General features: G+C 37.6%; 26 protein-coding genes and 8 pseudogenes. 11 read left to right on the forward strand and 23 right to left on the reverse strand.

Annotated features, from left to right (window positions below):
- Positions 1-15 precede the first annotated feature (15 nt).
- Positions 16-1,858 (reverse strand): annotated as a pseudogene (asnB, locus tag JCM13188_RS02910) (asparagine synthase (glutamine-hydrolyzing)).
- Between the two features lie 144 nt (positions 1,859-2,002).
- Between asnB and JCM13188_RS02915 the strand changes: the two are divergent.
- Positions 2,003-2,716 carry a cation diffusion facilitator family transporter gene (locus JCM13188_RS02915; RefSeq protein WP_279401294.1) on the forward strand — a complete coding sequence of 238 codons (714 nt, stop codon included), beginning with the start codon at positions 2,003-2,005 and terminating at the stop codon, positions 2,714-2,716.
- On the forward strand, positions 2,697-2,891 hold the full coding sequence (locus tag JCM13188_RS17685; RefSeq protein WP_279401295.1) for a cation transporter dimerization domain-containing protein: 195 nt from the start codon (positions 2,697-2,699) through the stop codon (positions 2,889-2,891). The genes JCM13188_RS02915 and JCM13188_RS17685 overlap by 20 nt, the downstream gene beginning before the upstream one ends.
- Before the next feature lie 239 nt (positions 2,892-3,130).
- On the opposite strand, the gene JCM13188_RS02920 is transcribed toward JCM13188_RS17685, so the two are convergent.
- From JCM13188_RS02920 to mbcS, 3 genes and pseudogenes are all read right to left on the reverse strand, one after another.
- On the reverse strand, positions 3,131-3,418 hold the full coding sequence (locus JCM13188_RS02920; protein ID WP_054752008.1) for a hypothetical protein: 288 nt from the start codon (positions 3,416-3,418) through the stop codon (positions 3,131-3,133).
- A gap of 192 nt (positions 3,419-3,610) precedes the next feature.
- On the reverse strand, positions 3,611-4,123 hold the full coding sequence (locus JCM13188_RS02925) for a nuclease-related domain-containing protein (protein ID WP_054752010.1): 513 nt from the start codon (positions 4,121-4,123) through the stop codon (positions 3,611-3,613).
- Between the two features lie 101 nt (positions 4,124-4,224).
- Positions 4,225-5,804: pseudogene (gene mbcS / locus JCM13188_RS02930) on the reverse strand (acyl-CoA synthetase MbcS).
- A 159-nt stretch (positions 5,805-5,963) separates the two neighbouring features.
- Between mbcS and JCM13188_RS02935 the strand changes: the two are divergent.
- The 4 genes and pseudogenes from JCM13188_RS02935 (at position 5,964) to JCM13188_RS02945 (ending at position 8,550) form a co-directional block, all read left to right on the forward strand.
- Positions 5,964-6,344: a RidA family protein gene (locus JCM13188_RS02935; protein WP_054752012.1), complete on the forward strand. Its 381-nt coding sequence runs from the start codon at positions 5,964-5,966 to the stop codon at positions 6,342-6,344.
- Positions 6,345-6,559: 215 nt separating this feature from the next.
- A pseudogene (locus JCM13188_RS02940) lies at positions 6,560-7,667 on the forward strand (catalase); the annotation flags it as partial.
- Positions 7,668-7,847: 180 nt separating this feature from the next.
- Positions 7,848-8,024, forward strand: coding sequence for a catalase-related domain-containing protein (locus JCM13188_RS17690; protein ID WP_279401343.1), 177 nt, complete (start codon positions 7,848-7,850; stop codon positions 8,022-8,024).
- Between the two features lie 127 nt (positions 8,025-8,151).
- Positions 8,152-8,550, forward strand: a complete 399-nt coding sequence (locus tag JCM13188_RS02945) for a YuzC family spore coat inner layer protein (RefSeq protein WP_054752014.1) — start codon at positions 8,152-8,154, stop codon at positions 8,548-8,550.
- 34 nt (positions 8,551-8,584) lie between these two features.
- Here JCM13188_RS02945 and JCM13188_RS02950 read toward each other — a convergent pair.
- The 12 genes and pseudogenes from JCM13188_RS02950 to JCM13188_RS02990 all read right to left on the reverse strand — a co-directional run bounded on the left by JCM13188_RS02950 (position 8,585) and on the right by JCM13188_RS02990 (position 17,399).
- Positions 8,585-9,871: pseudogene (locus JCM13188_RS02950) on the reverse strand (hemolysin family protein).
- Between the two features lie 378 nt (positions 9,872-10,249).
- On the reverse strand, positions 10,250-10,426 hold the full coding sequence (locus JCM13188_RS17695; RefSeq protein WP_279401296.1) for a hypothetical protein: 177 nt from the start codon (positions 10,424-10,426) through the stop codon (positions 10,250-10,252).
- 8 nt (positions 10,427-10,434) lie between these two features.
- The gene (locus JCM13188_RS17700; protein ID WP_279401297.1) at positions 10,435-10,707 is read right to left on the reverse strand and encodes a hemerythrin domain-containing protein; all 273 of its coding nucleotides are present in this window, start codon (positions 10,705-10,707) and stop codon (positions 10,435-10,437) included.
- A 102-nt stretch (positions 10,708-10,809) separates the two neighbouring features.
- Positions 10,810-12,432 (reverse strand): annotated as a pseudogene (locus JCM13188_RS02960) (b(o/a)3-type cytochrome-c oxidase subunit 1).
- Positions 12,433-12,899: pseudogene (locus tag JCM13188_RS02965) on the reverse strand (cytochrome c oxidase subunit II). It abuts the pseudogene before it with no gap.
- A 19-nt stretch (positions 12,900-12,918) separates the two neighbouring features.
- Positions 12,919-13,038 (reverse strand): cytochrome c oxidase subunit 2A, encoded by a 120-nt coding sequence (locus tag JCM13188_RS17705; protein ID WP_279401298.1) that lies wholly within the window; start codon positions 13,036-13,038, stop codon positions 12,919-12,921.
- A gap of 151 nt (positions 13,039-13,189) precedes the next feature.
- Positions 13,190-13,561 carry a Crp/Fnr family transcriptional regulator gene (locus JCM13188_RS02970; RefSeq protein ID WP_054752016.1) on the reverse strand — a complete coding sequence of 124 codons (372 nt, stop codon included), beginning with the start codon at positions 13,559-13,561 and terminating at the stop codon, positions 13,190-13,192.
- A 20-nt stretch (positions 13,562-13,581) separates the two neighbouring features.
- A complete protein-coding gene (locus tag JCM13188_RS02975) occupies positions 13,582-13,878 on the reverse strand; it encodes a Crp/Fnr family transcriptional regulator (protein ID WP_054752018.1) in 297 nt (98 codons plus the stop codon).
- Positions 13,879-13,888: 10 nt separating this feature from the next.
- Positions 13,889-14,518: a trimeric intracellular cation channel family protein gene (locus tag JCM13188_RS02980; protein ID WP_054752020.1), complete on the reverse strand. Its 630-nt coding sequence runs from the start codon at positions 14,516-14,518 to the stop codon at positions 13,889-13,891.
- A 167-nt stretch (positions 14,519-14,685) separates the two neighbouring features.
- Positions 14,686-15,162: a DinB family protein gene (locus JCM13188_RS02985; protein ID WP_054752022.1), complete on the reverse strand. Its 477-nt coding sequence runs from the start codon at positions 15,160-15,162 to the stop codon at positions 14,686-14,688.
- Between the two features lie 99 nt (positions 15,163-15,261).
- Complete coding sequence (locus JCM13188_RS17710) at positions 15,262-15,438, reverse strand: hypothetical protein (protein WP_279401299.1); 177 nt, start codon at positions 15,436-15,438, stop codon at positions 15,262-15,264.
- A pseudogene (locus JCM13188_RS02990) lies at positions 15,439-17,399 on the reverse strand (aconitate hydratase).
- 252 nt (positions 17,400-17,651) lie between these two features.
- Here JCM13188_RS02990 and JCM13188_RS20290 point away from each other — a divergent pair.
- Together JCM13188_RS20290 and JCM13188_RS02995 are read left to right on the forward strand one after the other, a co-directional pair.
- Positions 17,652-17,759 carry a putative holin-like toxin gene (locus JCM13188_RS20290; protein ID WP_369404790.1) on the forward strand — a complete coding sequence of 36 codons (108 nt, stop codon included), beginning with the start codon at positions 17,652-17,654 and terminating at the stop codon, positions 17,757-17,759.
- Between the two features lie 77 nt (positions 17,760-17,836).
- Positions 17,837-18,190 carry a VOC family protein gene (locus JCM13188_RS02995; protein WP_054752024.1) on the forward strand — a complete coding sequence of 118 codons (354 nt, stop codon included), beginning with the start codon at positions 17,837-17,839 and terminating at the stop codon, positions 18,188-18,190.
- A gap of 184 nt (positions 18,191-18,374) precedes the next feature.
- Here JCM13188_RS02995 and JCM13188_RS03000 read toward each other — a convergent pair whose 3' ends face one another.
- A complete protein-coding gene (locus JCM13188_RS03000) occupies positions 18,375-18,875 on the reverse strand; it encodes a fasciclin domain-containing protein (protein ID WP_054752026.1) in 501 nt (166 codons plus the stop codon).
- Positions 18,876-19,039: 164 nt separating this feature from the next.
- On the opposite strand from JCM13188_RS03000, the gene JCM13188_RS03005 reads away from it, so the two are divergent.
- Together JCM13188_RS03005 and JCM13188_RS03010 are read left to right on the forward strand one after the other, a co-directional pair.
- Positions 19,040-19,342 (forward strand): DUF2642 domain-containing protein, encoded by a 303-nt coding sequence (locus tag JCM13188_RS03005; protein WP_279401300.1) that lies wholly within the window; start codon positions 19,040-19,042, stop codon positions 19,340-19,342.
- 61 nt (positions 19,343-19,403) lie between these two features.
- A pseudogene (locus tag JCM13188_RS03010) lies at positions 19,404-20,299 on the forward strand (manganese catalase family protein).
- Between the two features lie 126 nt (positions 20,300-20,425).
- Here JCM13188_RS03010 and JCM13188_RS03015 read toward each other — a convergent pair.
- Together JCM13188_RS03015 and JCM13188_RS03020 are read right to left on the reverse strand one after the other, a co-directional pair.
- The gene (locus JCM13188_RS03015; RefSeq protein ID WP_054752028.1) at positions 20,426-20,851 is read right to left on the reverse strand and encodes a GNAT family N-acetyltransferase; all 426 of its coding nucleotides are present in this window, start codon (positions 20,849-20,851) and stop codon (positions 20,426-20,428) included.
- 1 nt (position 20,852) lies between these two features.
- On the reverse strand, positions 20,853-21,251 hold the full coding sequence (locus JCM13188_RS03020; protein WP_054752030.1) for an NUDIX hydrolase: 399 nt from the start codon (positions 21,249-21,251) through the stop codon (positions 20,853-20,855).
- A 198-nt stretch (positions 21,252-21,449) separates the two neighbouring features.
- Between JCM13188_RS03020 and JCM13188_RS03025 the strand changes: the two genes are divergently transcribed.
- The gene (locus JCM13188_RS03025; RefSeq protein ID WP_054752032.1) at positions 21,450-21,989 is read left to right on the forward strand and encodes a TIGR00730 family Rossman fold protein; all 540 of its coding nucleotides are present in this window, start codon (positions 21,450-21,452) and stop codon (positions 21,987-21,989) included.
- A 36-nt stretch (positions 21,990-22,025) separates the two neighbouring features.
- On the opposite strand, the gene JCM13188_RS03030 is transcribed toward JCM13188_RS03025, so the two are convergent.
- From JCM13188_RS03030 to JCM13188_RS03045, 4 genes are all read right to left on the reverse strand, one after another.
- Entirely contained in the window at positions 22,026-22,958 is a 933-nt protein-coding gene (locus JCM13188_RS03030; RefSeq protein ID WP_279401301.1) for a hypothetical protein, read from the reverse strand.
- A 136-nt stretch (positions 22,959-23,094) separates the two neighbouring features.
- Complete coding sequence (locus tag JCM13188_RS03035) at positions 23,095-23,550, reverse strand: hypothetical protein (RefSeq protein WP_054752036.1); 456 nt, start codon at positions 23,548-23,550, stop codon at positions 23,095-23,097.
- A 16-nt stretch (positions 23,551-23,566) separates the two neighbouring features.
- Entirely contained in the window at positions 23,567-24,103 is a 537-nt protein-coding gene (locus JCM13188_RS03040) for a histidine phosphatase family protein (RefSeq protein WP_054752038.1), read from the reverse strand.
- Positions 24,078-24,818 carry a hypothetical protein gene (locus JCM13188_RS03045; protein WP_054752040.1) on the reverse strand — a complete coding sequence of 247 codons (741 nt, stop codon included), beginning with the start codon at positions 24,816-24,818 and terminating at the stop codon, positions 24,078-24,080. Before JCM13188_RS03045 ends, JCM13188_RS03040 begins: the two co-directional genes overlap by 26 nt.

Genomic DNA, 24,818 nt, shown 5'->3' on the forward strand with positions numbered 1-24,818 from the left:
GGCACAGGCCTTAACCTACTTTATTTTAATGTTATAGTGCCTCATCCAGTAATCTATCTGACAAAGATGCGCGATTAATTGCGGCCCTTGCATAAGCTGACCGTACCAAGGCTCTTTAAACAGGTTACCATTTGATTCGAGCAGCTTTTGAACCTGGTTTTTCGACAAGATTTCAAATAAGCAACTATTAGGGTCGTTTAAGATGTCCTTCATCCAATTCATAACTAGTTTCTCGTATTGTGGCTGGAACGTTTTGGGGTACGGATTCTTTTTCGATATAAAATGTCATGTGGTAAAATACCCTCTAAGGCCTTACGGAGCAGACCTTTTTCTAATCCACCAGCATTTTTCATCTCCCAAGGAACGTTCCAAACATATTCTACTAAACGATGATCGGCAAATGGTACCCGAACTTCGAGTGTTGCTCCCATACTCATTCGATCCTTTCGATCTAGCAGCTGCGCCATAAACCATTGCATATTAAGGTAAAACATCTCTCTTCGTTTACGGTCAACCTTAGATTCCCCATCTAATATAGGCGTTTCAGTGACCGTCTCGTTGAAACGCTCTTTTACGTAATCTTTAATATTTAATTTTTTCTTCCATTCAGGTAATAGTAAATTCTCTCGATGATCTAATGAACGTATCCACGGAAAACCATCTTCTCCATTTAACTCAGGATTATGGAACCACGGATACCCACCAAAATTTCGTCTGCACATTCTCCAGATAAACTAACAGTCGTTTCTTTTTTAATCTGATGACTGAACCAAAGAAGTGACGAGTCCACATCTGCCATTCCAGGTTGATCGCGGAGTATGACAGATTCTTTTAAAGTATCAAAGAGTTCTTGCTCGGTAATTACACAGTCCGTGTGATTCGTTTTAAATTGATTGACCATGATTTTGATAAAATCTCGGTCATTAGACGGCTGAAAAACACTCTCTTCAAAGTGTTTTTCATTTCCTTTATAATCAACAGAAAAGGTTGGCAGCTGTCCTTGATTAGTTTCCTTAAAATAATTCGCAGCGATGGCTGTAATAGCACTTGAGTCAACACCACCTGATAGAAAAGTTGAGATGGGAACATCAGACACTAACTGACGTTCTACAGCATCAACAAAAGATGACGAACCTTTTCGACTGTTTCATCAAATGAGTCCTCGTGCTTCTCGCTTTGAACATTCCAGTAGCGCCAGGTTTTTACTCCCTGCCTTGTTACTAACATGGCGTGACCAGCACGTAGCTCGTCAATTTGAGAAAAAATTCCATGACCCGGTGTACGAGAAGGTCCTAGACCAAAAACTTCAGCGAGCCCATCTCGATCTACTACGGGTTCTATATCAGGATGCTCCAAAATAGACTTGATCTCAGAACCAAAGATTATTTTTACCTGCATTAGCATAAAATAACGGTTTAACGCCAAGCCGATCCCTCGCGATAAAGACTCGTTCTCGTTTCTCATCCCAAATAGCAAACGCAAAAATCCCATTTAAATAATCTAAGCAATCCGGTCCCCAGTGAACATATGCGTTAAGCAGCACTTCAGTATCACACGTAGTTTTAAACCGATAACCTCTTTTCAATAACTCTTTTCTTATGTCATTGGTATTGTATAACTCTCCATTATAAACAATTGTATAAGTATGACCGACATGCGTCACAATCATCGGCTGCCTTCCATTTTCTATGTCAATGACTGCTAAACGCCTATGGCCAAACGCGACATGTTGATTGAGAAAGTACCCTTCATCATCCGTACCACGTTTTATGAGTTGATTCGTCATTTTTTTAATCGTTTGATCATGCTCTCTTTGATTAATCCCCTCCCAATCAACCCATCCAGTTATACCGCACATATTGCCATCTCCCTTTTCGTCAAAATTGCACTTATGGATTATTATATGTAGATAGGCTTACATAGTGCTCAAATAGACGTTAATGTATTTTATTGTTAAAATGAAAATTACTCTATAAATACGTATAAAAAGTAGGTTATCTAAATGGATCAACGTTACTCAAAAGCACAATTCGCCTCAATACTCGGAATTATAGCGAATCTACTTTTAGCTATTATAAAGGGTGTCGCAGGAGTTTTAACCAATAGTAAAGCGTTAATTGCTGATGCCTTTCACTCTGCCTCAGATGTAGTTAGCTCCTTTGCCGTGTTAATCGGGATTCGAGCAGCACGTAAACCGCCGGATCCAGAACATCCATATGGTCACGGAAAGGCAGAAAACATTGCCACATTAATCGTATCTATTCTGTTAATTATTGTTGGTTTTGAAATATTACTTGATTCGGTCCAATCGATTTGGGATCGAACAACCCAACAGACAAGCATCTACGCGTTATATGTAGTCATTTTTTCTATCATCGCTAAAGAAGCCTTATTCCAGTATAAATATCGACTCGGAAATAAAATCAACAGTCCTGCGATCATTGCTGACGCATGGCATCACCGATCAGACGCCTTGTCTTCAGTCATTGCTTTAGCAGGGATTGGACTGTCAATTTTGGGCAGAGAGTATCAAATCACGTTTCTGCAATACTTTGACCCTGTTGCTGGAACGTTAATTGCTGTCTTAGTCATGTGGATGGGTTTTAAGTTAGGAAAAGATGCAGTTAACGTTACTCTTGAAACCGTTCTAGATGACGATGATACAGAGCACTTTTTCGAGTGTGTGTTAAAGGTAGATGGGGTTAAAACGCGTTGACACTTTGAACGCACGCACCCACGGTTCCTACGTTATCATTGACGTTAAGATCAGCGTCGCCCCTGAAATTACCGTTGACGACGGACATGCCATTGCCGCCCGCGTCAAAGAACGACTCATGGACGACCACGAAGAAGTTCAAGACGTTTACGTACATGTGAATCCGTATCACTAAGTTGAACATGATAGGGAGCGGAAATATTCCACTCCCTACCATGTGGTTCGACTCTCTATGAACGGTTCTTCTCGTTCTATAAACGGTTGTTTTCCTTCTATGAACGTAACTTCTCATCCTATCAACGGTTGTTCTTTTTCTATGAACGTAACTTTTCATTCTATCAACGGTTGTTTCCCTCTATGAACGTATCCTCATTTTCTATAAGCGGTTTTACGCTCTCTATATAGTTATCTCCCTTATAATTTCTTACTTCTTTTTCTTCTCTTCAAATAATCAAAATCTCTTTTATAATCAAAACATAACTGGTATTTTGTATATCTTTTTGTGCCTTCTTTCTTAAGGTTTGATCTAACCAGAAGATCTCTAGTTGTACTATGTGATTGAATTTCACTGAATTCTCTAAATTCACTATTGGTAATATTTCGTTTCCCTAGCAAGAAGCTATCTTTTAGAGCCGTAAGGTATGCATCTGATGTACGAGTTTTGCATTGAGGACATTCGAAACGCTTCTTAACCATCTTCACCCCAACACCCCACATTCAGGACAAACTATACCTTGGCGTAACGCTTTTTCATTTACCCGAAACTTCATCAAGACATCCGCAACATAATCCTGATGCTCCATCATCATTTGGTTCCCGAGCCATCTCAAGTCGCTGACGTTCAATAGTTGCGCTTTATACTGTTCTGATAGTTCTCTAATTTTGCTCGATAACTTAGGAAGGGTAACGACTTTTTTCTTTATGATTTGGGGAAGCTGCCTTCAGTAAAGCTTGGGAGTTGGTCATGGTGACTAAGGTCTCAATAGGGATGGGAGGGATTCCTTTCATTTGTAGCCACATTTCAAGTTGATACTTCTGTTCTTCAACCTGCATGACTGGATCTTGGTAAACCCTGTCTTTATGCAACACTTGATCAAATTCATTAAACACAACGAGATCTCGGTAATTTTTAGCTTCGATAATTAGGAAAAACCTTGGCGTCATGAGCAAACAATCGATTTGAAAAAAGCTATGATTGTAGGGTAACCGAAGTTGATAGATTAAATCGGTGGGGAAGTTTAGTTTTGATAAGGGGTATATCAACTGACATTCACCATAGTAACCCGCGTGCTCGCGGGCAATCTGGTCCTGAACAATTGAATAACTTTCATGCTGCTGAGGAAGCCGTCGGATAAGTGACTCAAGTTGAAGTAAATAGGAAGAGACTTGTAATTCTTTTAATATCATCGTTTCATAAAAATCTCCTTTCTCACTCTCTAATTTTTATTATAAAAATCCCTACTATTAAGTCAACATAAAAATAGCCCCTTTAAAGAGGCTATTTTGAATTATTTTACTGCCGCTTTTTCACGTTGTCTTAACTCAACGCGGCGGATCTTACCTGATGTCGTTTTCGGTAAATCTTTAACAAATTCAACCTTTCGTGGATACTTATATGGTGCGGTTAGACGCTTAACATGATCTTGTAGCTCTTCAACCAAGCCGTCACGTTCCGGATTGACTTCGTCTTTTAATACGATAAAGGCTTTAACGACGGCTCCACGAACCTCATCAGGACTCGCAACAACTGCGCACTCTTGAACATCAGTGTGTTTAACCAAAGCATCTTCTACTTCAAATGGTCCAATCGTGTAACCTGAGCTGATGATTATATCATCACTACGGCCTTCAAACCAGAAGTAACCTTCTTCATCTTTCTTCGCTTGGTCACCCGTTAAGTAAAATTCACCGCGATATGCCGCTTGAGTACGCTCCGGATCTTTATAATACTCTTTAAATAATGCAGGTGTTGATTTATGAACCGCGATATCACCTACTTCATCAGCCCCAACCGGATCACCATCTTCATTAATGATCTCAACATGATTCCCTGGAGTTGGTTTACCCATTGAACCTGGACGAACTTCCATATCTCTCGTAATGCCAACTAACAGCGTATTCTCGGTCTGCCCATAACCATCGCGAACGGTTACCTCAAAATACGTCGGAACGTATCAATCACTTCACGATTAAGTGGCTCACCTGCAGAAACCGCGCTCTTTAAACTCGAAAGATCATATTGATCAAGACCGTCTACTTTTGCCATTAAACGGTATTCAGTTGGTGTGCAGCAAAGTGCGTTCACTTTGTAGTTTTGTAAAAGCTGTAAATATTTCTTAGGTTCAAATTTACCGTTATAAACTAATCCAGTAGCTCCCGAGCCTAATATAGATAAAAACGGACTCCATAGCCATTTTGCCCAGCCTGGACCAGCCGTTGCCCAAGCAACATCTCCTTCTTCAACCCCTAACCAGTTAGATGCAGAGGTTTTAAGATGAGCATAACCCCAGCCGTGAGTATGTACAACCCCTTTTGGATTGCCGGTTGTACCAGATGTATAAGATAAAAATGCCATATCATCGCGTTTCGTATCAGCTATTTTAAACTGATCTGACGCTTTGTCCATTAGAGTCTCTAAATGTAGCCAGTCGTCATGCTCCGCTCCAACTACAAATCGCTGTAAGTCACTAACTCGGTTAACCTTCTCAAACTCTGAAACAAATGGGTAATAGCTAACCACTGCCTTAGCTTCACCATGAGTTAGGCGATAGTCAATGTCTTTCGCCCGGAGCATTTCAGAACCTGGAATGACAACCAAACCTGCCTTCAATGCTGCAATATAGATTTGATAAGCCTCGATTAATCTTGGAACAATAATTAAAACTTTATCGCCTTTCTTCAAACCATTATCTAAGAAAGCGTTTGCAATTTTATTCGCATTTTTCATTAATTCAACATAAGTAATATCTTTCCGATTACCTTGATCATCTTCCCAGAGAACCGCTTTACGACTACCTTCTGTCGCAAATTTTTCAAACTCTGAAACGATGTTGTACTGATCTGGTGCAATTAATTCTTCTCTCTTCATTCGATCCCCTCCGGTTATAATTTATTGAGCATCCGCTCAACTCGGCTCTTATTATATCAAAAATTCAGAAAAAATTTAAAATGTGAAAATTTACATGCTTTATATTCCTACCTTTTATTAAATTATGTTAAAATGAAAATTATAGAAAGGAGTAGTAAAATGAAGAATGTATACTCTACAAACCAAGCACCAGCTGCGATAGGTCCATATTCGCAAGCCGTTGAAGTTGGTGGATTACTATTTATATCTGGCCAAATTCCACTTGACCCTAGCTCAATGGAAATGGTAAGCGATGATGTTAGTAAACAAACTAGACAGGTTATGAAAAATTTAGGCGCCATTCTAAAAGAAGCCGGCTTAGATTATAAACATCTTGTCAAAACGACTATTCTATTAGATTCGATGGATGATTTTGCAACTGTTAACGACATTTATGCTAGTTTTTTAGACGAGCCTTATCCTGCCCGAGCAGCATTTGAGGTAAGTAAATTACCTAAAGGTGCAAAGGTAGAAATCGAAGCCATTGCATCCAAAGCGTAGAGCTACCTCTACGCTCTACTCTCAATTATTAGGTGGAATATTAGCCAAATGAAATCGTACATAGTAAGATGAATATAAAACACTGAATTTTCGCCTTTTACCCTACTTATTTCCTACTTTTTATACTTTCTAGCAAATTATAATCATTTTAATTTACAAATCATTATTAATAGGTTATTATATTCGTGTAATCTTTTTAAGAGGAGGAATGATTCATGGTAGACAAGAATCGTCTTACCACTTCAAGTGGTGCTCCAGTTGGTGATAACCAAAACTCTATTACCGCTGGAAGTCGTGGACCAACATTAATTCAAGATGTACATTTATTAGAAAAACTAGCTCACTTTGATCGCGAGCGTATTCCAGAGCGTGTTGTACACGCAAAAGGTGCTGGCGCTTTCGGTTACTTTGAAGTGACAAACGATGAAATTTCAAAATATACAAAAGCAGATTTCTTAAATGAAAAAGGTAAACGTACTCCTATGTTTATCCGCTTCTCAACAGTTGCTGGTGAACTAGGTTCTGCTGATACTGTACGTGACCCACGTGGTTTCGCAGTGAAATTTTATACTCAAGAAGGTAACTATGATTTAGTCGGTAACAACACACCGATCTTCTTTATTCGTGATGCGATTAAGTTCCCTGACTTTATCCATACACAAAAGCGTAATCCACAAACAAACCTAAAAGACAAAAACGCAGTTGGGATTTCTGGTCACAATCACCAGAGTCACTACACCAAGTAACTTACTTGCATGGTGACCGTGGTATTCCTGCGACTTACCGTCACATGAACGGTTATGGTAGCCATACTTATAAGTGGGTTAACGAAGAAGGAGAAGCATTTTGGGTAAAATATCACTTTGTTAGTGATCAAGGTGTTAAAGGAATGGACGTTAACGTTGCGGATGAATTAGCAGGTACAAACCCTGACTATCATACAGAAGATCTGTTCAACGCAATCGACAAAGGTGACTATCCTTCTTGGACACTTTACGTACAAATTATCCCTTACGAAGACTATAAAACTTACAAATGGGATATTTTGATGTTACCAAAACAGTAAGTCAAAAAGATTATCCTAGAATCGAAGTTGGTAAGATGGTACTAAACCGTAACCCTGAAAACTACTTTAACGATGTAGAGCAGGCTGCCCTATCTCCAGCACACTTAGTGCCTGGTATTGAGCCGTCTCCAGATAAGATGTTACAAGGACGCTTGTTCTCTTACTCTGATACTCAGCGTTACCGTTTAGGTGTTAACCATGAACAACTACCTGTTAACCGCCCTATTAATGAACCTAAAAACTACCAACGTGCAGGTTACATGCAAATGGGAACTGGACATGGTAGTGAACTTAACTATGAACCAAATAGATTTGAAGAAACACCTAAAGAAGACCCTTCAAACCAAGTTAATCCGTTTGATGTTGAGGGTGAAGCAGCTCAAGTATCTTACAATGAACACGACCACTTCACTCAAGCCGGTGATTTATACCGCTTAATGAGTGACGATGAGAAAACCCGTCTTGTTCAGAACGTGGTTGATCACCTAGGTCAGTGCACAATTGAAGACATTAAACTTCGCCAAATCGGCCATTTCTATAAAGCTGATTCAGAATTCGGTGAACGTCTTGCTGAAGGTTTAGGTCTTCATGTGCCAGATGAAGTAAAAGCGTAAATGATTAGCAAATCCAGTCGCAATGTTTGCGGCTGGATTTTTTAATGTTAGTCGTCATCATCTTTACCTCACATTATAACTATACTCTAGCATATACATATTATGACAATGGTTTAGGAGGGTCAAGATGAGACATCGTTACAATCCAAATGTTCCAAACAATCCATATTACTATTATCCTTGGTATGACATTTATCAAACGTATCAGTCAGGGCGTCTACCTAACGGAAATGGATACCCTGATGTGGACCCTACAGTTTTCAAAGAATCCGCTGAGGCTTTTCGCGATTTACTTAATGATGCAAGTGGAATTCTGCAAAAGCTCTCGGAATCAGAGGACTTCGCTCATCAAGTAATGGATGCAGCACAGAAGAATGACATTGACCGAGTACGTGAACTACTTGAGTCAACAGGGATTCACAATAATGTAGAAGTTGATTATAATCCGGATGGCATCACGTTGATTATGCAAGCGAATGTGGAAGGTGCTGACTGCTGTCATTTAACGATGGATTTAAGATGGTAAAAAAGACCTGGCTGTCACGAATGCAGCCAGGTCCTTATTTACTTACTTCTACTTTACTAACTGTATAACCATTCATTTGTTTAACCACAAAAGTCACGTTCTCATATTTGATACTGTCGCCCTCTTTGAGATCGTGTTTTTCTGTTAGCAACCAGCCACCTAACGTATCAACATCAAATGCTTCAATATCTATATCAAACCAATCATTGACATCACTAATCAAAGCGCGACCTTCAACTAAATATACATTTCGTTCTAATTCCTGAATTAAATTCTCCTCTTCCTGATCAAATTCGTCTTGAATCTCACCCACGATTTCTTCTAAAATATCTTCAACAGTCACGATTCCTGATGTTCCGCCATACTCATCAACTAAAACAGCCATATGAATATGATCTTTTTGCATTTTTTTAAGTAGCTCTTCAATCGGAATCGTCTCTATTACTTTTATAACAGGTCTAATAAATGATTCAATTGTTTCACTCTCAAAATCTTTTATATCAAAAATTTGTCATCACCCGCTTCACATTAATCATACCTAGAATATGATCATGGTCTCCTTTAATGACAGGGTAACGAGTAAAGGTCGCATCTCGAACGCATTCAAGAAACTCTAGGATAGTCGTATCTTTTTCTAACGCCTCAATCTGCATTCTTGGCACCATAATTTCTTTTGCTAACCGATTGTCAAATTCAAAAATTCGATTCACATATTTATATTCAGCTTGATTAATTTCACCACTTTGATAGCTTTCAGACAAAATAATTCGCAGTTCTTCTTCAGAGTGTGCGATTTCGTGCTCTGAAGCTGGGCTCACGCCTACCATTCTTGTCAACAAACGAGCTGAACCATTTAGTAACCAAATGAATGGGAACATTATTTTATAAAACAAAAGAAGTGGTCTTGCTGTTAATAGTGCAATGGATTCTGTTTTTGAATGGCCAGTGTTTTCGGTGCTAACTCTCCGATTACGACATGTAAGTACGTAATTATGGCAAAAGCTATACTGAACGAAAGTAGATGGGTTAAAGTAGATGGCAGATCAAGGTACTCAAATACAGGGTGTAGAAGCCTCTCGACTGTAGGTTCTCCAACCCACCCTAATCCAAGAGCTGTAATCGTAATACCTAATTGACAAGCAGATAAATAAGCATCAAGTTCACCGACAATTTTTTTTAGCCGCAATTGCTCGTTGATCACCTTGTTCAACTAAGTGATCAATTTTGCTGCTTCGAATTTTGACAATCGCAAATTCCGAGGCAACAAAAAAGCAGTTAAGGCTATTAATACTATAATTAAAATAATATAAACAAACGTCATAACTGACATCAACGACACCAACTTTTTAAGGACATCAACTCTATCTTACCCCACCAATCACGACTTTAACACACGTTCATTGTGGTATAATGGAACTAACAAAATGTGAAAAAAGGTGAACAAATGTGGTTTATCTATTTATTTTAGTCGGTTTTTCGTCGTGTCGATTTTAATCCACTATATTCAAAAAGGAATAGGTGTTAGTCGCGATTACAACTTTTATATTTTTACGTTTACCATGATCTTAAGTGTACTTGCATTTGTATTAGGGTACTTTTTTGAATTTAATTATCACTTATTTTTATGGGGGTATGGGTTTCTCTTTTTCATCGGCTCTTTAATCAGTTTAGCTGTCTCATATTGGTATAAAGAATTACGCTAAAACCCGCTGTATGAATCTCTGTGAAAGCGGCCATTTGCTTGATACAAATAGTTCTCAGGTATTGCTTCTTCCATTAGAGGAAACAAGGTTCGTTCTTCTAACCTAACATGTTCATCTAATAACTCACCTAATGACCTCATCTTTTCATAGTCCGTTTCACCCTTTTCCCGCAATTCCTCTATTAAACCACGAATTGAGCGTGTTGATATAACATATCTTTAATTAAATTCTCTTTAGGTTCACTCGCAAATTGTAAGTATAATGGCACCAACACTTCTTCTTCATCTCTAAAATGATCACGGCCATCTTTTATCCAGAAATCAATCATATCACGGACTAATTGTTTATAAGTTTTTGAACTCTGCTCCGTACCTGCTCGTTTCATCTCTAACGCCATGACTAATGCATGATGATGGTGGTGGGATAACGGATTCAACGCTTCATGCCTTTTCATCAACATTCACCCCTTTAATTTTATATAGCCCCTACCTTTTAGATAGAGGCTATATATATTTATTCTTTATTCAAACTTAGACTTCCTTTTTGTTTTTAAAACTTACCAAAACTTAAATCCCTTAGATCCTGGAGGTGCATTTTGAATAATATCAATAACTGGAATGGTATAAGCAAACAAATTAATGCGAAGGCAATTCCTACCCATACCTTCCAATTCTCTAAAATGGCAGGTGGTTGTAAGGATTCATCTGCCTCAACACCAATTGGGAATTCTTCCTGGCCTTTTGGTGCAAAACGATAAATTAATCATTAAGATTAAATATAGAATTAGAGAGATGAAAAGCAGTGATCCACCAATAGCCATTCCTGTCTCATAAGCGCCCCAGGTTGATGCGACCGGGTGGTCAAAATAGGTTGTCACTTGTGTTCTTCTTGGATTTCCTAATAATCCAGAGAAATGCATCGCACCTGACATAATTAACATTCCAACAACCCATAGAATGGTTTGATAAATAGCAATCCCATTAAGCTGTTTTGTAAGAACTCTGCCTTTTAGATATGGAACGAGCCAATAACTTATTCCGAAAAAGGTTAAGGCGACCGTTGCCCCAATTGTTAAATGGAAATGACCCGTAACCCAAATCGTGTTATGAACAACTTGGTTTAACTGGTTACTAGCGTTGATAATTCCACCAGCTCCAGCCGGTATGAAAATAAGCATTCCCATAAATGGAGCAAAAAATCTAACGTCTTTCCATGGAAGTTTTTTAAACCACCCAAATAATCCTTTACCACCTAAGCTTCTTCCTCTCATTTCAAAGGTAGCAAAAAGTGCGAATGCTGTCATCAATGATGGAATAATAACAGCAAATGTTAAGACGACTTGGATGAACTTCCACTCGTGACTAATTCCAGGCTCAAGTAGTTGGTGGTGAAAACCTACCGGGATTGAGAATAAATAAACAGTAAGAACGCTAATCTTGCTAGTGAGTCACTGAAAATTTTTCCACCGATGATTTTCGGGACCATGACATACCATGCCATGTAAGCTGGAAGTAACCAGAAATAGACTAACGGGTGACCAAAATACCAAAATAAAGTCCGGCTTAATGCAATGTTGATCTCATCTACCCACCCAAATGACCATGGAATGAATTGAAGAACGACTGTTGCAACGACGCCAATAGTTGCGATTAACCAGAGTACTAATGTTGCTACTGCCATAAAAGCTAGTAGCGGACTAGTTTTGCCTTTGTTTTCTCTTCTCCAGAGATTATATTGACGAATAATAGCAAATGATCCGAAATAAGTTCCAACAATAATTAAAGCTAATGCAATATAGAATAGTGGATGCGCTTCAAGTGGTGCGTAAAACGTATAAAGCACAGTCGCTTCACCAAGCATAATCATAATGACACCAAGCACCATACCAATAGCCATCATCCAGTAGCCGATCCATGCTGCCCGTCTTCTCCCATTACTAAAAGCGCCGGTCGTTTTAATTACACTAGCGTATAAAAATCCAAAGATAAAAAAGTAGTAAATACAATTGCCATTAGAACCCCGTGGGCTGTTAAGATTTGATAGTAATTGATTGAATTAGGTAATGTAATCATTTCACTTCTGACTAATGTTTGAAGTAATCCGAACAGTCCTCCGACTGCAATTGCAAAAAAGCGATATAAAAGTGAGCCATACTTAACTTGCGATCTAATATATTCATCTACTTCACCTCCAGTTGGGCACTCATCACGTGGTGGCCAGTTCCACAATATTCGTTACATAAAATGAGGTATTCACCTTTTTCATTAAACTTATAAGTCATAGAGTTCACGTGCCCTGGTGTGACCATCATATTAACCCTTGTTCCTGCTATTTCAAAGCCATGTACAACATCCACAGACGTTACAATGAATTTTACGGTTGCACCTTGTGGAATTTCAACTTTATTTGGTGTAAACCCAAATGACTGAAGCACCATCACTAATTCGTATTCGTTGTCCCCAATTTGTTTTAACCCTGGTTCATCAAACGGAGGCGTATCGTGAACTTTTTCAGGGTCAATTTTTGTTAAATCACTCGGCGGTGCATGACCAGAAGCAAATGCCTGATAGCCTACTGTCGATAAAAGGCAATTAACGTTAATACACCGATTATAAGCCAAACCCTTTCTAACTTGTGCATGTGCATATAAATCCCCCCCTTAGAATTAACGCGTAATGAAAAGATAATAAATAAACAGCCAAGATCCGACTATAAATGCCCCAACTAATAACACAGAAACGAAAGCGCCATACAATTTCTCGTGGTCATGTTTTAAATTCTTCATCGGCAGCCCTCCTTATCTCTATTTCTACTTTTATCTTATTGGTAAAACATCTAAAGTTTGTGATTCAAATCACAAATCTGAAATAAATTGTTGACGTTTTTGTGAAATATTTCACATTTAATCCAAAATAAAAACGCCATAATGAATGGCGCTAATGAATCCAATAGGTTTTAAGTTTTTCAATGTCTAATATATGTATTTCTTTACGATTGTAAGTTATAATATCTTCTTTCTTCAGTCGATTAAATGCTCGGTTAACTGTCTCACGAGACACCCCAATCATGCTCGCTAATTCTGAATTTGTGATCGGTAATTGTAAATAAATCTCGCCTGTCGATTTCTTCACGCCTAGTTCATTTGTGAATCTAATAAGTTCCATCACAATACGGTGAAACACATCCTGCGTCTGCATCGATTGAAGGCGTTCTTGAAGCTCTAACAGCTTCTTACCAATCACTCTCATTACTTTGATTGCCATACCTGGCTTTTCCATTAATAACAGCTCAAATTCTTCAATTGGCACACATACAACCTTCGCCTCTGTTAAAGTAATAGCAGTAGCAGGATAAGGCGTTTCATCAAAAAACCTACATGAGGAAACATTTCATCTGAATGTAAAACATTGACGATTTGCTCAGTCCCTTCCTGGTCCACCTTAAACACTTTAATTAAACCCGTTCGTATAAAATAAACAGAATGACGCTGGTCATTTTGACGAAACAACGTGGTTCCTTTCTCAAGATTACGCTCAATTGAAATCTGTCTTAATCTAGTTAGTTCTTCTTCAGTGAGTTCTGTAAAAATCGGAAACTGTCTAAAAAAAGCTTCTGAACGAAACACCAAACTCCTCCTAACGTTTAAGCTTTCGTAACTGTTTTAACCAATCAAATCGGGTCGGTAAGCTCCACCCATAAATAACGGATAACATCCTTAGCGATACAATTCCAACAATGAGTAGAATGTATTGCCACATGGTATCAGCAACACCAAAACCAATCGCCATTGCACCGATGACTGCCCACATCGCATAGATCTCTTGATGCAGAACAAGTGGTTTTCTACCTGCTAATAAATCGCGAATCATGCCCCCACCTGTCCCTGTTAAAACGCCACCTACAATCACAGCACTCATCGGATAACCAGCCATAACGGCAAATAATGCCCCTTGTACTGCAAAGGTGGCAAGACCAATCGCATCGAAAAACACTCCCCACAATCTTTTAAAACCTAACACCCAATGAAATGGAATGAAAAATAAAAGTGTCATGGTAATAAATGCGACCGTAAAAAGCATACTTTGATTCCATATATCAGAAATAGGCAAATCCAGTAAAAGATTTCTAAACGTCCCGCCACCAAATGCCGTTACGAACCCTAATAGATAAACTCCGAATAAATCATATTCTTCTTCTAAGGCCACAATGGCACCACTAATCGCAAATGCCATCGTACCAATAATATTTAAAATATCCCAGGTCATCTTTGCACCCCCACTTGGTACAAAACTATCATAACAAAATATATCTTGTTTGATATACGAAAAATTACTTATTAAATTGAATTTTCCTCATAAAATTATAAATTTCCTTATAAATTTGAATAATTTCCCTCATAAAAATACCACGCAAAAACGCGTGGCATATAAATTCACTTTTTTAGCATCCTTCGCATTGTATTCATCGTATTTAAATGAAGTGCCTCGTGGGCCGCGAAGAATTCTAATGCCTCTCCTAACGTTTGCATACCTATAAATTCCTCTGGTAGCTCCATGTCTAACTTCCCATTTACACGCTCTTCAACTTCATCTAATTGCTGCTCAAGCACTTTTAAAATTTCCTCTTTAGAAGGTGGTGAAGTCGTCCATTCAGAAGGACTTGTACCTCGGTCGAACATATCTTGATAAATTTTTGGGACGCGAGGCTCATCATTTAAGACCCAACACAACTTCGAATCCAAGTTTGCTGCCAAATGACCTGCATTCCAGCGAATGTTGTTCCGAAATGGTTTTGGGACTTCATCAAATCGTTCTTCAGGTATACGCTCGACGAGTCCAATCACCCAACTTCTCCATAATTTAAAATGTTTAATGACCGACTCTTCAGTTAGTGCTACTTTTACATTCATGCACTCACTCCTTTTTAATTCATTATTCTATACAAATATAAATATCCCTTCTTAACACATAAAAAACTGCCCCTTTTCAAAAAGGGACAGCTCTGAATGTTAGTCTAATATTCGATTATTCTCATCGACATTACTGATGCGGTTTTCCTCCCGGCTCTCATAATCCGAGACATATCCATCTCCGCCGCAGACTGTACAAGTGTAATGCCATTCCTCATCATCCATTAATAGGCCGCTACCTTCACAAGCTTTACATCTGTGCTCTTGTGATCCCATTTATACCCCACTTTCTTGTTGTTTATTCTTGATCCAATTAATCACTCCACCTTCTAATATTATGTCCAGATGTCTGCTTGTTAATCCGTGTTTCACTCGGATTTTCTCATCTTTACCTTTTATTCCAATTTCAAATTCATTATCATTTTGAATTTTATCCCTTACGCTTTCAAACACGAGCACGTCACCATTTTCAAGCTTTTCATAATCTTGTTCATCAACAAATTGAATAGGTAGCACCCCAAAATTAATTAAATTTTGTAAGTGAATACGCGCGAAGTCTTTAACTAGAACAGCTTTTAATCCTAAGAAACGCGGAGCTAAAGCTGCGTGCTCACGTGAAGAACCTTGACCGTAGTTGTGACCAGCTACGACTGCGTGCCCACCTTCATCTTTTGTTTCATTGCCCGTTCATAATAGGTGTCATCTACAATTTCGAAAGTGAAAGTACTAATTCTTTGTAGATTACTACGATATGGTAGGACGCGTGAACCACCAGCTAAAATCTCATCTGTAGAAATGTTATCACCCATTTTAAGTAATACAGGTACTTCGAAATTATCTTCGATTGGGGATAAATCAGGGATTGATTTAATGTTAGGCCCTTTTTCAAGCTCTACATTTAAACCTTCAGCTGGATCAATTGGTTCTTCTAACATACCTTGTTCTTTATCGAAATTCACTTTAGGTTCTTTAATTGTTGGATAATCCATTTCAAGAGTCCTAGGGTCGGTAATAACACCTGTTAAAGCTGACGCGGCAGCAGTTTCAGGACTACATAAGAACACGCTATCTTCTTTAGTACCCGAGCGACCTGGGAAGTTACGTGGTGTTGTTCTTAAACTGTTTCGACCTGATGCAGGCGCTTGCCCCATTCCGATACAACCGTTACATCCAGCTTGGTGCAGACGGCCACCTGCACTAAGTAAACTTGCAATATGACCTTCTTCAACTAGTTGAGTTAGAATCTGACGAGAAGAAGGGTTAATATCGTAGGATACACCGTTTGCGATTTGCTTACCTTTCACGATTTCAGCTGCAATGGCAAAATCACGATAACCAGGGTTCGCCGAAGAACCAATATAAGATTGATAAATAGACTCTCCAGCAACTTCACTCACAGGTACGACATTACCCGGGCTAGATGGTTTAGCAATTAGAGGCTCTAATGATGATAAATCAATCTCATCGTGTAAATCATATGTGGCTCCGCGATCTGCCGTAAGCTCCTGCCAATCGTCTTCGCGTCCTTGTTGTTTCAAGAAACGCTTAACTTCTTTATCAGATGGGAACACGGTAGCAGTTGCTCCGAGCTCAGCTCCCATATTCGCAATAACGTGTCGGTCCATCGCTGATAAATCTTTTAAACCAGGACCATAGTACTCAATAATCTTTCCTACGCCACCTTTAACATCGTGACGGCGAAGCATTTCTAAAATAACATCTTTAGCGCTTACCCAATCAGGTAGTTTACCTGTTAGCTTCACACCCCAGACTTCAGGCATTTTCACATAAAATGGTTCTCCTGCAATAGCCATGGCAACATCAATACCACCAGCTCCCATAGCTAACATACCCATACAACCATTAGCACACGTGTGACTGTCTGAGCCTAATAATGTGCGACCTGGCATACATAACTTTTGCATATGGACAGGGTGACTTACACCGTTACCAGGACGACTGAAATAAAGTCCAAACTTTTTAGCTGCACTACGTAAAAATAGGTGGTCATCAGGGTTACGGTGATCTGATTGAATTAAGTTATGGTCTACATATTGAGCTGAGGCTTCTGTTTTTGCTCGATCCACGCCCATTGCTTCTAACTCAAGCATCACCATAGTTCCTGTTGCGTCCTGAGTTAATGTTTGATCAATTTTTAAACCAATTTCCGTACCTGGTTTCATTTCACCTGAAACTAGATGTTCTTTAATTAACTTCTGAGCTACATTCAATTTCATTTGAAAACTCCTTTCCAAATTATCCGTACATATCCACGTTTTATAAAACGCTTCTATGTAAAATTTACCCATAAACAAGATCAATCAAACCATACAGTCTATATAACAATTTATATTTTATGCAAATCTTATAAATTTACACCGAAAAATAGTGACATTGTAGGATTTTCTCAAAAATAGTTTACGAACATGTGTTCGTGTTTTATAATGTGGACAACCAGTCATTTAGTGGAATAATTTGGAGGTGTTCTTATGGACGGACCGGGATACATCCTAATATTGTTCGCCTTTGGATCCTTTATCGTAGGATTAATATCACTTATTGTTCAAATTATTATAGCAATCACAAAGAAAAAATAATGCACATTCTTAAAGGTCATACACCATTATTGTTGAATTATATAATTTAGGTTGAAAAATAAAGGGAGATGTATTAAATGCTAAATCAAGTTTGCGTAATGACAATTCGAGTAAAAGACTTGGAGAAATCTGTTTACTTTTATACGGAAGTTTTAGGATTTGAAGTTGATCAATATTACGGAGATACCATCGTAAGTTTAAAGCATTCCAACATACCAATTGTTTTAGAAGAACATCATGATTTAGAGTCAGGTAATAACGTTGTTCTTGCCATTCAATCAGAAAATTTGGAGAAAGATATGAGTGACTTACAATCTAGAGAAGTACCATTTCTACTTGACGTAGAACCTTGCCCGCCAGGTCGCTACACCATTTTTAAAGATCCAGATGGTAATCATATAGAGTTATTAGAGTTTTCTAAGGTAAAATAGTACACTGCACTGTATAAATCCTAGATGATTTAAGATTTTAACTGAAACTAACTGAATAGACTTGAACTCATAAAAAGTAAGTATTTTGACAAGCAATATTACTTAAAACTAACAAAAATCCAGGCCAATAAATGAACAGTCTGGATTTTTGTTAATTATATTGTTTTCTCAGTTTTATAACTATTTAGTTTTCAGGAATTAAAACTTTGTCAATGACATGAATAACACCATTAGAAGCTTCAACATCAGCTAAAATAACCTTTGACTCATTAACTTGAGTTGGATTTAGTGAAATTTTCACAGTTTTACCAGATAACGTTTTTACTTCCATGCCATCTTCTAGACTCTCTGACATAACTTTTTCCTCTACTACATGATATAAAAGAATATCTTTTAAATCTTCTCTAGCTAATAATTCCTCAGCTGTAATATCAAGTTCATTTAAAAGTGCTTCAAATGCTTCATCATTCGGAGCAAAAACTGTAAATGGTCCTTCTCCTTTTAAAGTTTCAACTAAACCGGCTTTTTCTAATGCAGCAACCAGTGTTGTGAAGTCGCCTGAGTCAATGGCTGTATCCACAATATCTTTTTCAGTTACTGATTGATCTTTAGCTAAAGCGCCTAAAGAGAACGAACTCACTATGAAAAGCGTTAAAACACTTAATACAATCCATTTCCGTTTCATATACTATTTCCTCCTTTAGATAGTTCATTGACTGGAAGGTAGTATTTGTTAAATCAATGAATCTATCCAAAAATAATAGTGGAAATTTTTACATACGGTTAAACAATCACTCCCGGGTATGCATCATCATAAAATAAAAAAGCAATTTATTTAGGAGGATTAGTATGAGTATGTATTATGGTAACCAAGGTTTTTCGTGGGGTAATCAACCTCAATTGCCAAGTCAAGCTGATAATCATCAAATTCAATTATTTACATTATTTGAACCTTTTATGTACCAAACATTAATATCGTTAATCAATCAACATGTTGTCGTTGAAACAGACAAAGGAGCATTACGTGGACAATTAATCGATGTAAAAATTGACCATATAGCTTTAGAAATTAGCGGAAACATATACTTGTTCGCATACAGGAAATTAGTTGGGTCATGCCAACTCAATTTCATGACTCCAAATAATTATTGATAATACAACCCTCCTCACTCATAAACTTACTAATGGTATGACTACTAAAGGAGGGGTACCAATGATTAAACGGTTTGACCGTATTGCGATTGAATTACCAAAGCCCGACCAGCCAGATCCTAATGCTGCCGCAGCTGTACAAGAGCTACTTGGTGGTCGATTTGGAGAAATGTCGACTTTAAATAATTATATGTTCCAATCATTTGGTTTCAGACAAAGTAAAAAGCTTAAACCATTTTATGACCTCATATGTAGTATTACAGGAGAAGAGTTTGGGCACGTAGAGTTAGTTTCTCACACAATAAATTTAATGCTTGTAGGATCTACTTACCCTGAAGAACCTGATCAAACACCTATGCGTGATGGAAAGGACAAACGTAATACTTATCACTTTATTGCTACAGATCAAATGGCAAGACCTTTTGACTCGATGGGGGCAGCTTGGACAGGTGATTACACATTTAAAAGCGGGAATCTCGTACAGGATTTGCTTCATAACTTTTTCCTTGAGATTGGAGCTAGAACACATAAAATGAGAGTTTACGAAATGACAGAACATCCAGTTGCTAGAGAAATGATTGGTTATTTATTAGTCCGTGGAGGAGTGCATATCGTTGCATACGCTAAAGCACTTGAGATTCTTACAGGGGTAGATATGACGAAATGGTTCCAATCCCAAATTTAAGTAACAGAAAATTTGATGCAGCACGAAAATGGGAAGATGCTGGGGAAGGTAGAAAGTTATATACTTTTAGTGACCAGGATTATAAAGATGTTGTCCAAATATGGAAAGGTGACCACCCGGAAGATGGCTTACCACTTGAGGTCATTCAAGGAGCACCAAAAGGGGCACCTGTTCCGGAGTATCCCGAAGCAGAAGAAACATTTGCTCCAGGAATCTCATACGAAGATTTCCTTGAAATTTCAAAACGGTTGCAAAAGAAGGCTGGTTTGTGAGGTGAATTTAATTCAAGATTGACTGGATGATTATGGTCAAAACTTATAAATTTCATAAATCATGGGAGGACCTCGTTTAGATGCTCCCATGATTTTTTAGTCAAATCAGATTAAAATCATATTTACTTATAATTTCTTATAAAAACCGGTTGCAGAGCCAACGAAACCATTTCTTTTATAAAACTCATGTGCTTTTGATCGTTCTTCCCTGTTACCACTATTTAAAGTAACCATATGACAACCTTGTCCCTTCGCCCATGATTCCGAAGCTTTTAATAGCTCATACCCAATTCCTTTACCACGAGCAAACTCCTTAACTACCATTGAAACGATGCGTACATAAGAATAATCGTCTTCATATCGAAAAGCTCTAATCATACCTGTCATGCCAACAAGTTGTCCCTCAATTTCGTAAACTAACGTATAGTAATCAGGATGTTGATTAATTTTCGAATAACGTTGCTTCATATTTTCGTAACTCGTCGGATAACCTAATTCACTCATCAATTCTGCTAGACCTTGTACATCTTCCATTGTTGCCTTTCTAATCATGTCACTTCACGGTCTCCTTTACATAGTTTTGCAAGAACTCAATATCTTCTTTGTACTGAAAGTCCTCTTTAGGTACTAACTTTGGATCTCTCCATTCAACACTTTGCACAAGTCCATCCGGATCATGCAATCTAATCTGACCCCCGATGATATTGACACTGAAATATTTAACTGTCGACACTTCAGAGTCTTTAGTAAACAGTTCATTTTCTATTTCTACGTGATAGCCCGTTTCTTCGTAAACTTCTCTTATGCAGCATTGTTCAAATGTTTCGTCTGTTTCAACTCCCCCTGATGGAACTGACCACCTTTTTCCTTCATGAGGTAAGCCTTGCTGAATCATTAGTAATTCCTGATTTTCATTAACACAAACCGCTGCCGAACCTTTCCATTTACACATACGATCCCCCCTCACTTACATATAACGTTCGAGACCATTCAGGTAAACTCCTATTTAATACATATGAACATTTTGTTAAAGTAAAACTAGTTTCAAACAAACGTTTGTTTCATAAATTCTTTTAACCTTGAAAACTTACATATGAATGGATAAATTAGAATAAGTATTATTATCAAAAACTGAGAGGCTGTGAAATAATTGAAACGTATAGCAGTATTCTGTGGTTCAAGACATGGAATAGATGATTCCTATATGAAAGAGGCCAAAAAGCTAGGTAAATTGCTTGCTAATCATAACCTTGAACTTGTTTACGGAGGAGCTATTGTTGGTTTAATGGGTGCTGTTGCAGAAGGTGTCCTTGAACAAAATGGTACTGTTATTGGCGTCATTCCAGAAAGACTTAAAACAGTGGAAATAGCTCATCAAAATTTAACTGAGCTACATGTTGTTAAGGACATGCATGAACGAAAGGCTATGATGGCACAACTATCAGATGCCTTCGTAGCCTTACCTGGAGGAGTGGGTACTCTAGAAGAGTGGTTTGAAGTTTTTACTTGGTCGCAAATTGGTTATCACGAAAAACCTTGCGCTTTGCTTAATACAAACGGTTATTATTCACCCCTTGTAGAATTATTCGACCATATGATTAAGGAAGGCTTTGCCGATCGACATTACAAGGAACATATCATAATTGAAGAAAGCCCTCAGCATTTAATTGAAGTTTTAACCGAAAAATAAAGGGGGCATTTGGTGCTTCGCCAAATGCCTCAAAACTCATTGTTTTTTAATTTCCACATTAAATTTGTCGTAAAACTTAGTACGGATTAATATATCGCTAAATTTAATTTGATACTTTTCGCCATCACTAGGTATTGTAAAGCCTATTAAATTCTCATGCGGCCTTACATCTGTTCTGAAGTACTGGTCTTTAATTTCCTCACCATTAGAGTTAATAATAGTAATGTTATTAAATTCTGGAGAGTTTGGAGACACAGGCATAGGGATTTCATAATTATGATAGCCAGTTCTATTCTCTTTTCTTAAATAGACGAATAGCCCGTCACCATTATATTCTAAATGATTAATAAAATAGCTAAATCCGAACACTTCACCTATTCGTTTATTAATGATCACCTTCTCTTGGTACTCTATGTTGGATGCATCTACTTCAAATGTTAGGCTTTGGTCCGTTACTAAATGTAATTCATTTAACTCGACATTCATTTGATCCGGCAGCTGATCAGAAGATTTTATGGGTAGATTAAATTCGTTTCCATTATCATTATTGAAACCCTGATACTTAAACTTAGAAAAACGTTGGTTATCAACTTCACCAGATATACCAAAAATCCTGTGCTCATCTGCAGTTAAATACAACCGATTCCCACCTAACCGATGTTCTAAACGATCTATGGTAACAGTAATACCATTTTGGCTCACCGTGCGCTTTATCGGAACGGTGAATTTATATTTCGCTTCGATGTCTTTGTGTTCTTTAATAGGAATTGTTTTATTATGAAAACGATGTAATTGGTTTTGTCCCACTTGAATTCCAATATCAAATGTATCATGATCTTCAGTTTTATTGTTTTCCATTAAATATTTGACAGCACCATAAATGCGGCCATTATAATATACACTTTCTCTGCTACGCCACAATTCACGAAGGTCATTTCTTCCTTGTTGCAAATGTAAATAATGAAACAACCTACCTTTAGGAACTTCACCTACTTTAATATTATAAAGTAAGTAAAAACCTCGGAACTGGACCAGACCTGATCAATCGTAAACTCATAATCACTATCTTCTAAAACAAACGTTTGTTTGATGTCTTCTACTACCCCTAGTTTTTTGCGCGTTTTAGGCCAGGGATTATAGAGTTATAATGTTCTTTTAAGTCCTCATTACTTTCAAGTACTGTCCATTCAAACTCTTCATCTCGTTTTTTTCTTAGAAGATTAAATAACTCGGATCGTTCTTTTTCCATGTCATTTCTTGTTTCAGTATAAAATTTAGAATCTAACTGATGTTCCATTTCTGTTAATCTGACGATTTTGTTACTATAGATTTCTATTAGAGATTCTAACTCCTCTAATGACATGTCCTCATTATAGTTTGGTAATTCTAAATCAATTGCGAGTTCTTCCACACTGTCAATCAGTTGTTCATTCTGCTCATCGGATTTGTCTTTAATTTCTTCTTCCGTTTCATCTGAACTAGACGTTACTTGAACTATTAAGAAAAAACCACCAAGAAGCACTGCTGCGACTAATAATTGGATCAACGTTCGCCTATCCATTTCATACACCCACTCTTCACTGCCAAATTCTCTCTATTAATCCACTACCAATAGTAACCTTATAAACATCTGGATTCGATAGGCTCTTCCAGTCTTCAAAGCCATATTGTCGATCAAAATGATTCAACATTAACGTCATTAAATTGCCATGAGTAACAAGTATGGTTGATTTTACTCTCCCTAGTTTAATAGCTTCTAAAATTGGCAGAAATCGTTGCATCGCTTCATAACTAGACTCACCGCCAGATAACTTCATATGTAAATCTCGAAAAGAAGCTTCTAAAAGTTCCATCCAGTTTTCAAGTTTTTTATTACTTAGATCTCGTTCCTTTAGCCCGTCATGGACGTATATATCTAAATTCTTTTGTTCTGCAGTTGGTAAAATGGATTGAACAGCCCGCGTATATGGGCTAGTAATAATTTGATCTACTTCTATTGTTTCAAAAAAACTAGCTAACTGTTGAGACTGCTCATAACCTTGCGAAGTTAGCTCACAATCTGGATCCTGACCTGTTGCCTTGCAATGCCTAACTAAATAGATGACTTGTTCCATACCGCTTCCCTCCCTCTCCTACATTTCGACAAGTATACATATAATTCCTTGTCATAGATATCAAGATATACAAAAAATAGGTAGTAGAGTTAGCTCCACTACCTATTTTTTCTTCAACTTTTACTTTCATTAAGATAACAACGTGATTATTTTTAATTAATTGATCTAAAGTATTATAGCCTCTAATCGTATTTTTTGAATTACTTTGATAAAACGCAGCAACAGGGTATTCCTTTCCAGGTTTTAGATTGATATTACTGTCAATCAAATATTTATGTGAGGTAGGGTACCCTGATTTCAACATCGTTTCTCGTTGACTAGTATATGTTCCACTTTCTTTAGCATTATAACTATACAATCTTAAATCCAAAGTGTCTGCCAAGGGGTCCATCATTGACCAACCAATGTGTTCTGACTTTCGTTTAATATCTACAAACTCAGTCCTAACTTGCCCCATTTTACCATTTAGTCTTTCACCATCTTTATAAATATCTAACCAGACTTCCAATTTCGTATCATTTGGATCTTGAAATTTTACATCAAATTCAAAAATCGGACCTAAAGCTAGACGTTCAGCAGCCTTCTTAGTATCAAATTCTTTTAGAGCTTCGACAGTTGCTAATCCATCTACTTTCATGTCTTTTTCTTCAGTTGAATCTTCTGGACTACAGGCCATTAACGAAATTAGCAACAATAATAACAAATACTTTCTCAA

It is taken from the genome of Piscibacillus salipiscarius JCM 13188 (assembly GCF_001311865.1).
Classification (GTDB): Bacteria; Bacillota; Bacilli; order Bacillales; family Alkalibacillaceae; genus Piscibacillus; species Piscibacillus salipiscarius.

Bases quoted from the DNA above. Each gene is read 5' to 3' on its own strand.
- JCM13188_RS02915 (WP_279401294.1), top strand. From the start codon at position 2,003: ATGGATCAACGTTACTCAAAAGCACAATTCGCCTCAATACTCGGAATT.
- JCM13188_RS20290 (WP_369404790.1), top strand. From the start codon at position 17,652: ATGGACGGACCGGGATACATCCTAATATTGTTCGCCTTTGGATCCTTT.
- JCM13188_RS02925 (WP_054752010.1), bottom strand. From the start codon at position 4,123: ATGATATTAAAAGAATTACAAGTCTCTTCCTATTTACTTCAACTTGAG.
- JCM13188_RS17710 (WP_279401299.1), bottom strand. From the start codon at position 15,438: ATGGGATCACAAGAGCACAGATGTAAAGCTTGTGAAGGTAGCGGCCTA.
- JCM13188_RS17690 (WP_279401343.1), top strand. From the start codon at position 7,848: ATGAGTGACGATGAGAAAACCCGTCTTGTTCAGAACGTGGTTGATCAC.
- JCM13188_RS03005 (WP_279401300.1), top strand. From the start codon at position 19,040: ATGAGTATGTATTATGGTAACCAAGGTTTTTCGTGGGGTAATCAACCT.
- JCM13188_RS02935 (WP_054752012.1), top strand. From the start codon at position 5,964: ATGAAGAATGTATACTCTACAAACCAAGCACCAGCTGCGATAGGTCCA.
- JCM13188_RS02995 (WP_054752024.1), top strand. From the start codon at position 17,837: ATGCTAAATCAAGTTTGCGTAATGACAATTCGAGTAAAAGACTTGGAG.
- JCM13188_RS17705 (WP_279401298.1), bottom strand. From the start codon at position 13,038: ATGAAGAATTTAAAACATGACCACGAGAAATTGTATGGCGCTTTCGTT.
- JCM13188_RS03015 (WP_054752028.1), bottom strand. From the start codon at position 20,851: ATGATTAGAAAGGCAACAATGGAAGATGTACAAGGTCTAGCAGAATTG.
- JCM13188_RS03035 (WP_054752036.1), bottom strand. From the start codon at position 23,550: ATGGATAGGCGAACGTTGATCCAATTATTAGTCGCAGCAGTGCTTCTT.
- JCM13188_RS02980 (WP_054752020.1), bottom strand. From the start codon at position 14,518: ATGACCTGGGATATTTTAAATATTATTGGTACGATGGCATTTGCGATT.
- JCM13188_RS02985 (WP_054752022.1), bottom strand. From the start codon at position 15,162: ATGAATGTAAAAGTAGCACTAACTGAAGAGTCGGTCATTAAACATTTT.
- JCM13188_RS03040 (WP_054752038.1), bottom strand. From the start codon at position 24,103: ATGGAACAAGTCATCTATTTAGTTAGGCATTGCAAGGCAACAGGTCAG.
- JCM13188_RS17685 (WP_279401295.1), top strand. From the start codon at position 2,697: ATGGGGTTAAAACGCGTTGACACTTTGAACGCACGCACCCACGGTTCC.
- JCM13188_RS03000 (WP_054752026.1), bottom strand. From the start codon at position 18,875: ATGAAACGGAAATGGATTGTATTAAGTGTTTTAACGCTTTTCATAGTG.
- JCM13188_RS03020 (WP_054752030.1), bottom strand. From the start codon at position 21,251: ATGTGTAAATGGAAAGGTTCGGCAGCGGTTTGTGTTAATGAAAATCAG.
- JCM13188_RS17700 (WP_279401297.1), bottom strand. From the start codon at position 10,707: ATGAAAAGGCATGAAGCGTTGAATCCGTTATCCCACCACCATCATCAT.
- JCM13188_RS02945 (WP_054752014.1), top strand. From the start codon at position 8,152: ATGAGACATCGTTACAATCCAAATGTTCCAAACAATCCATATTACTAT.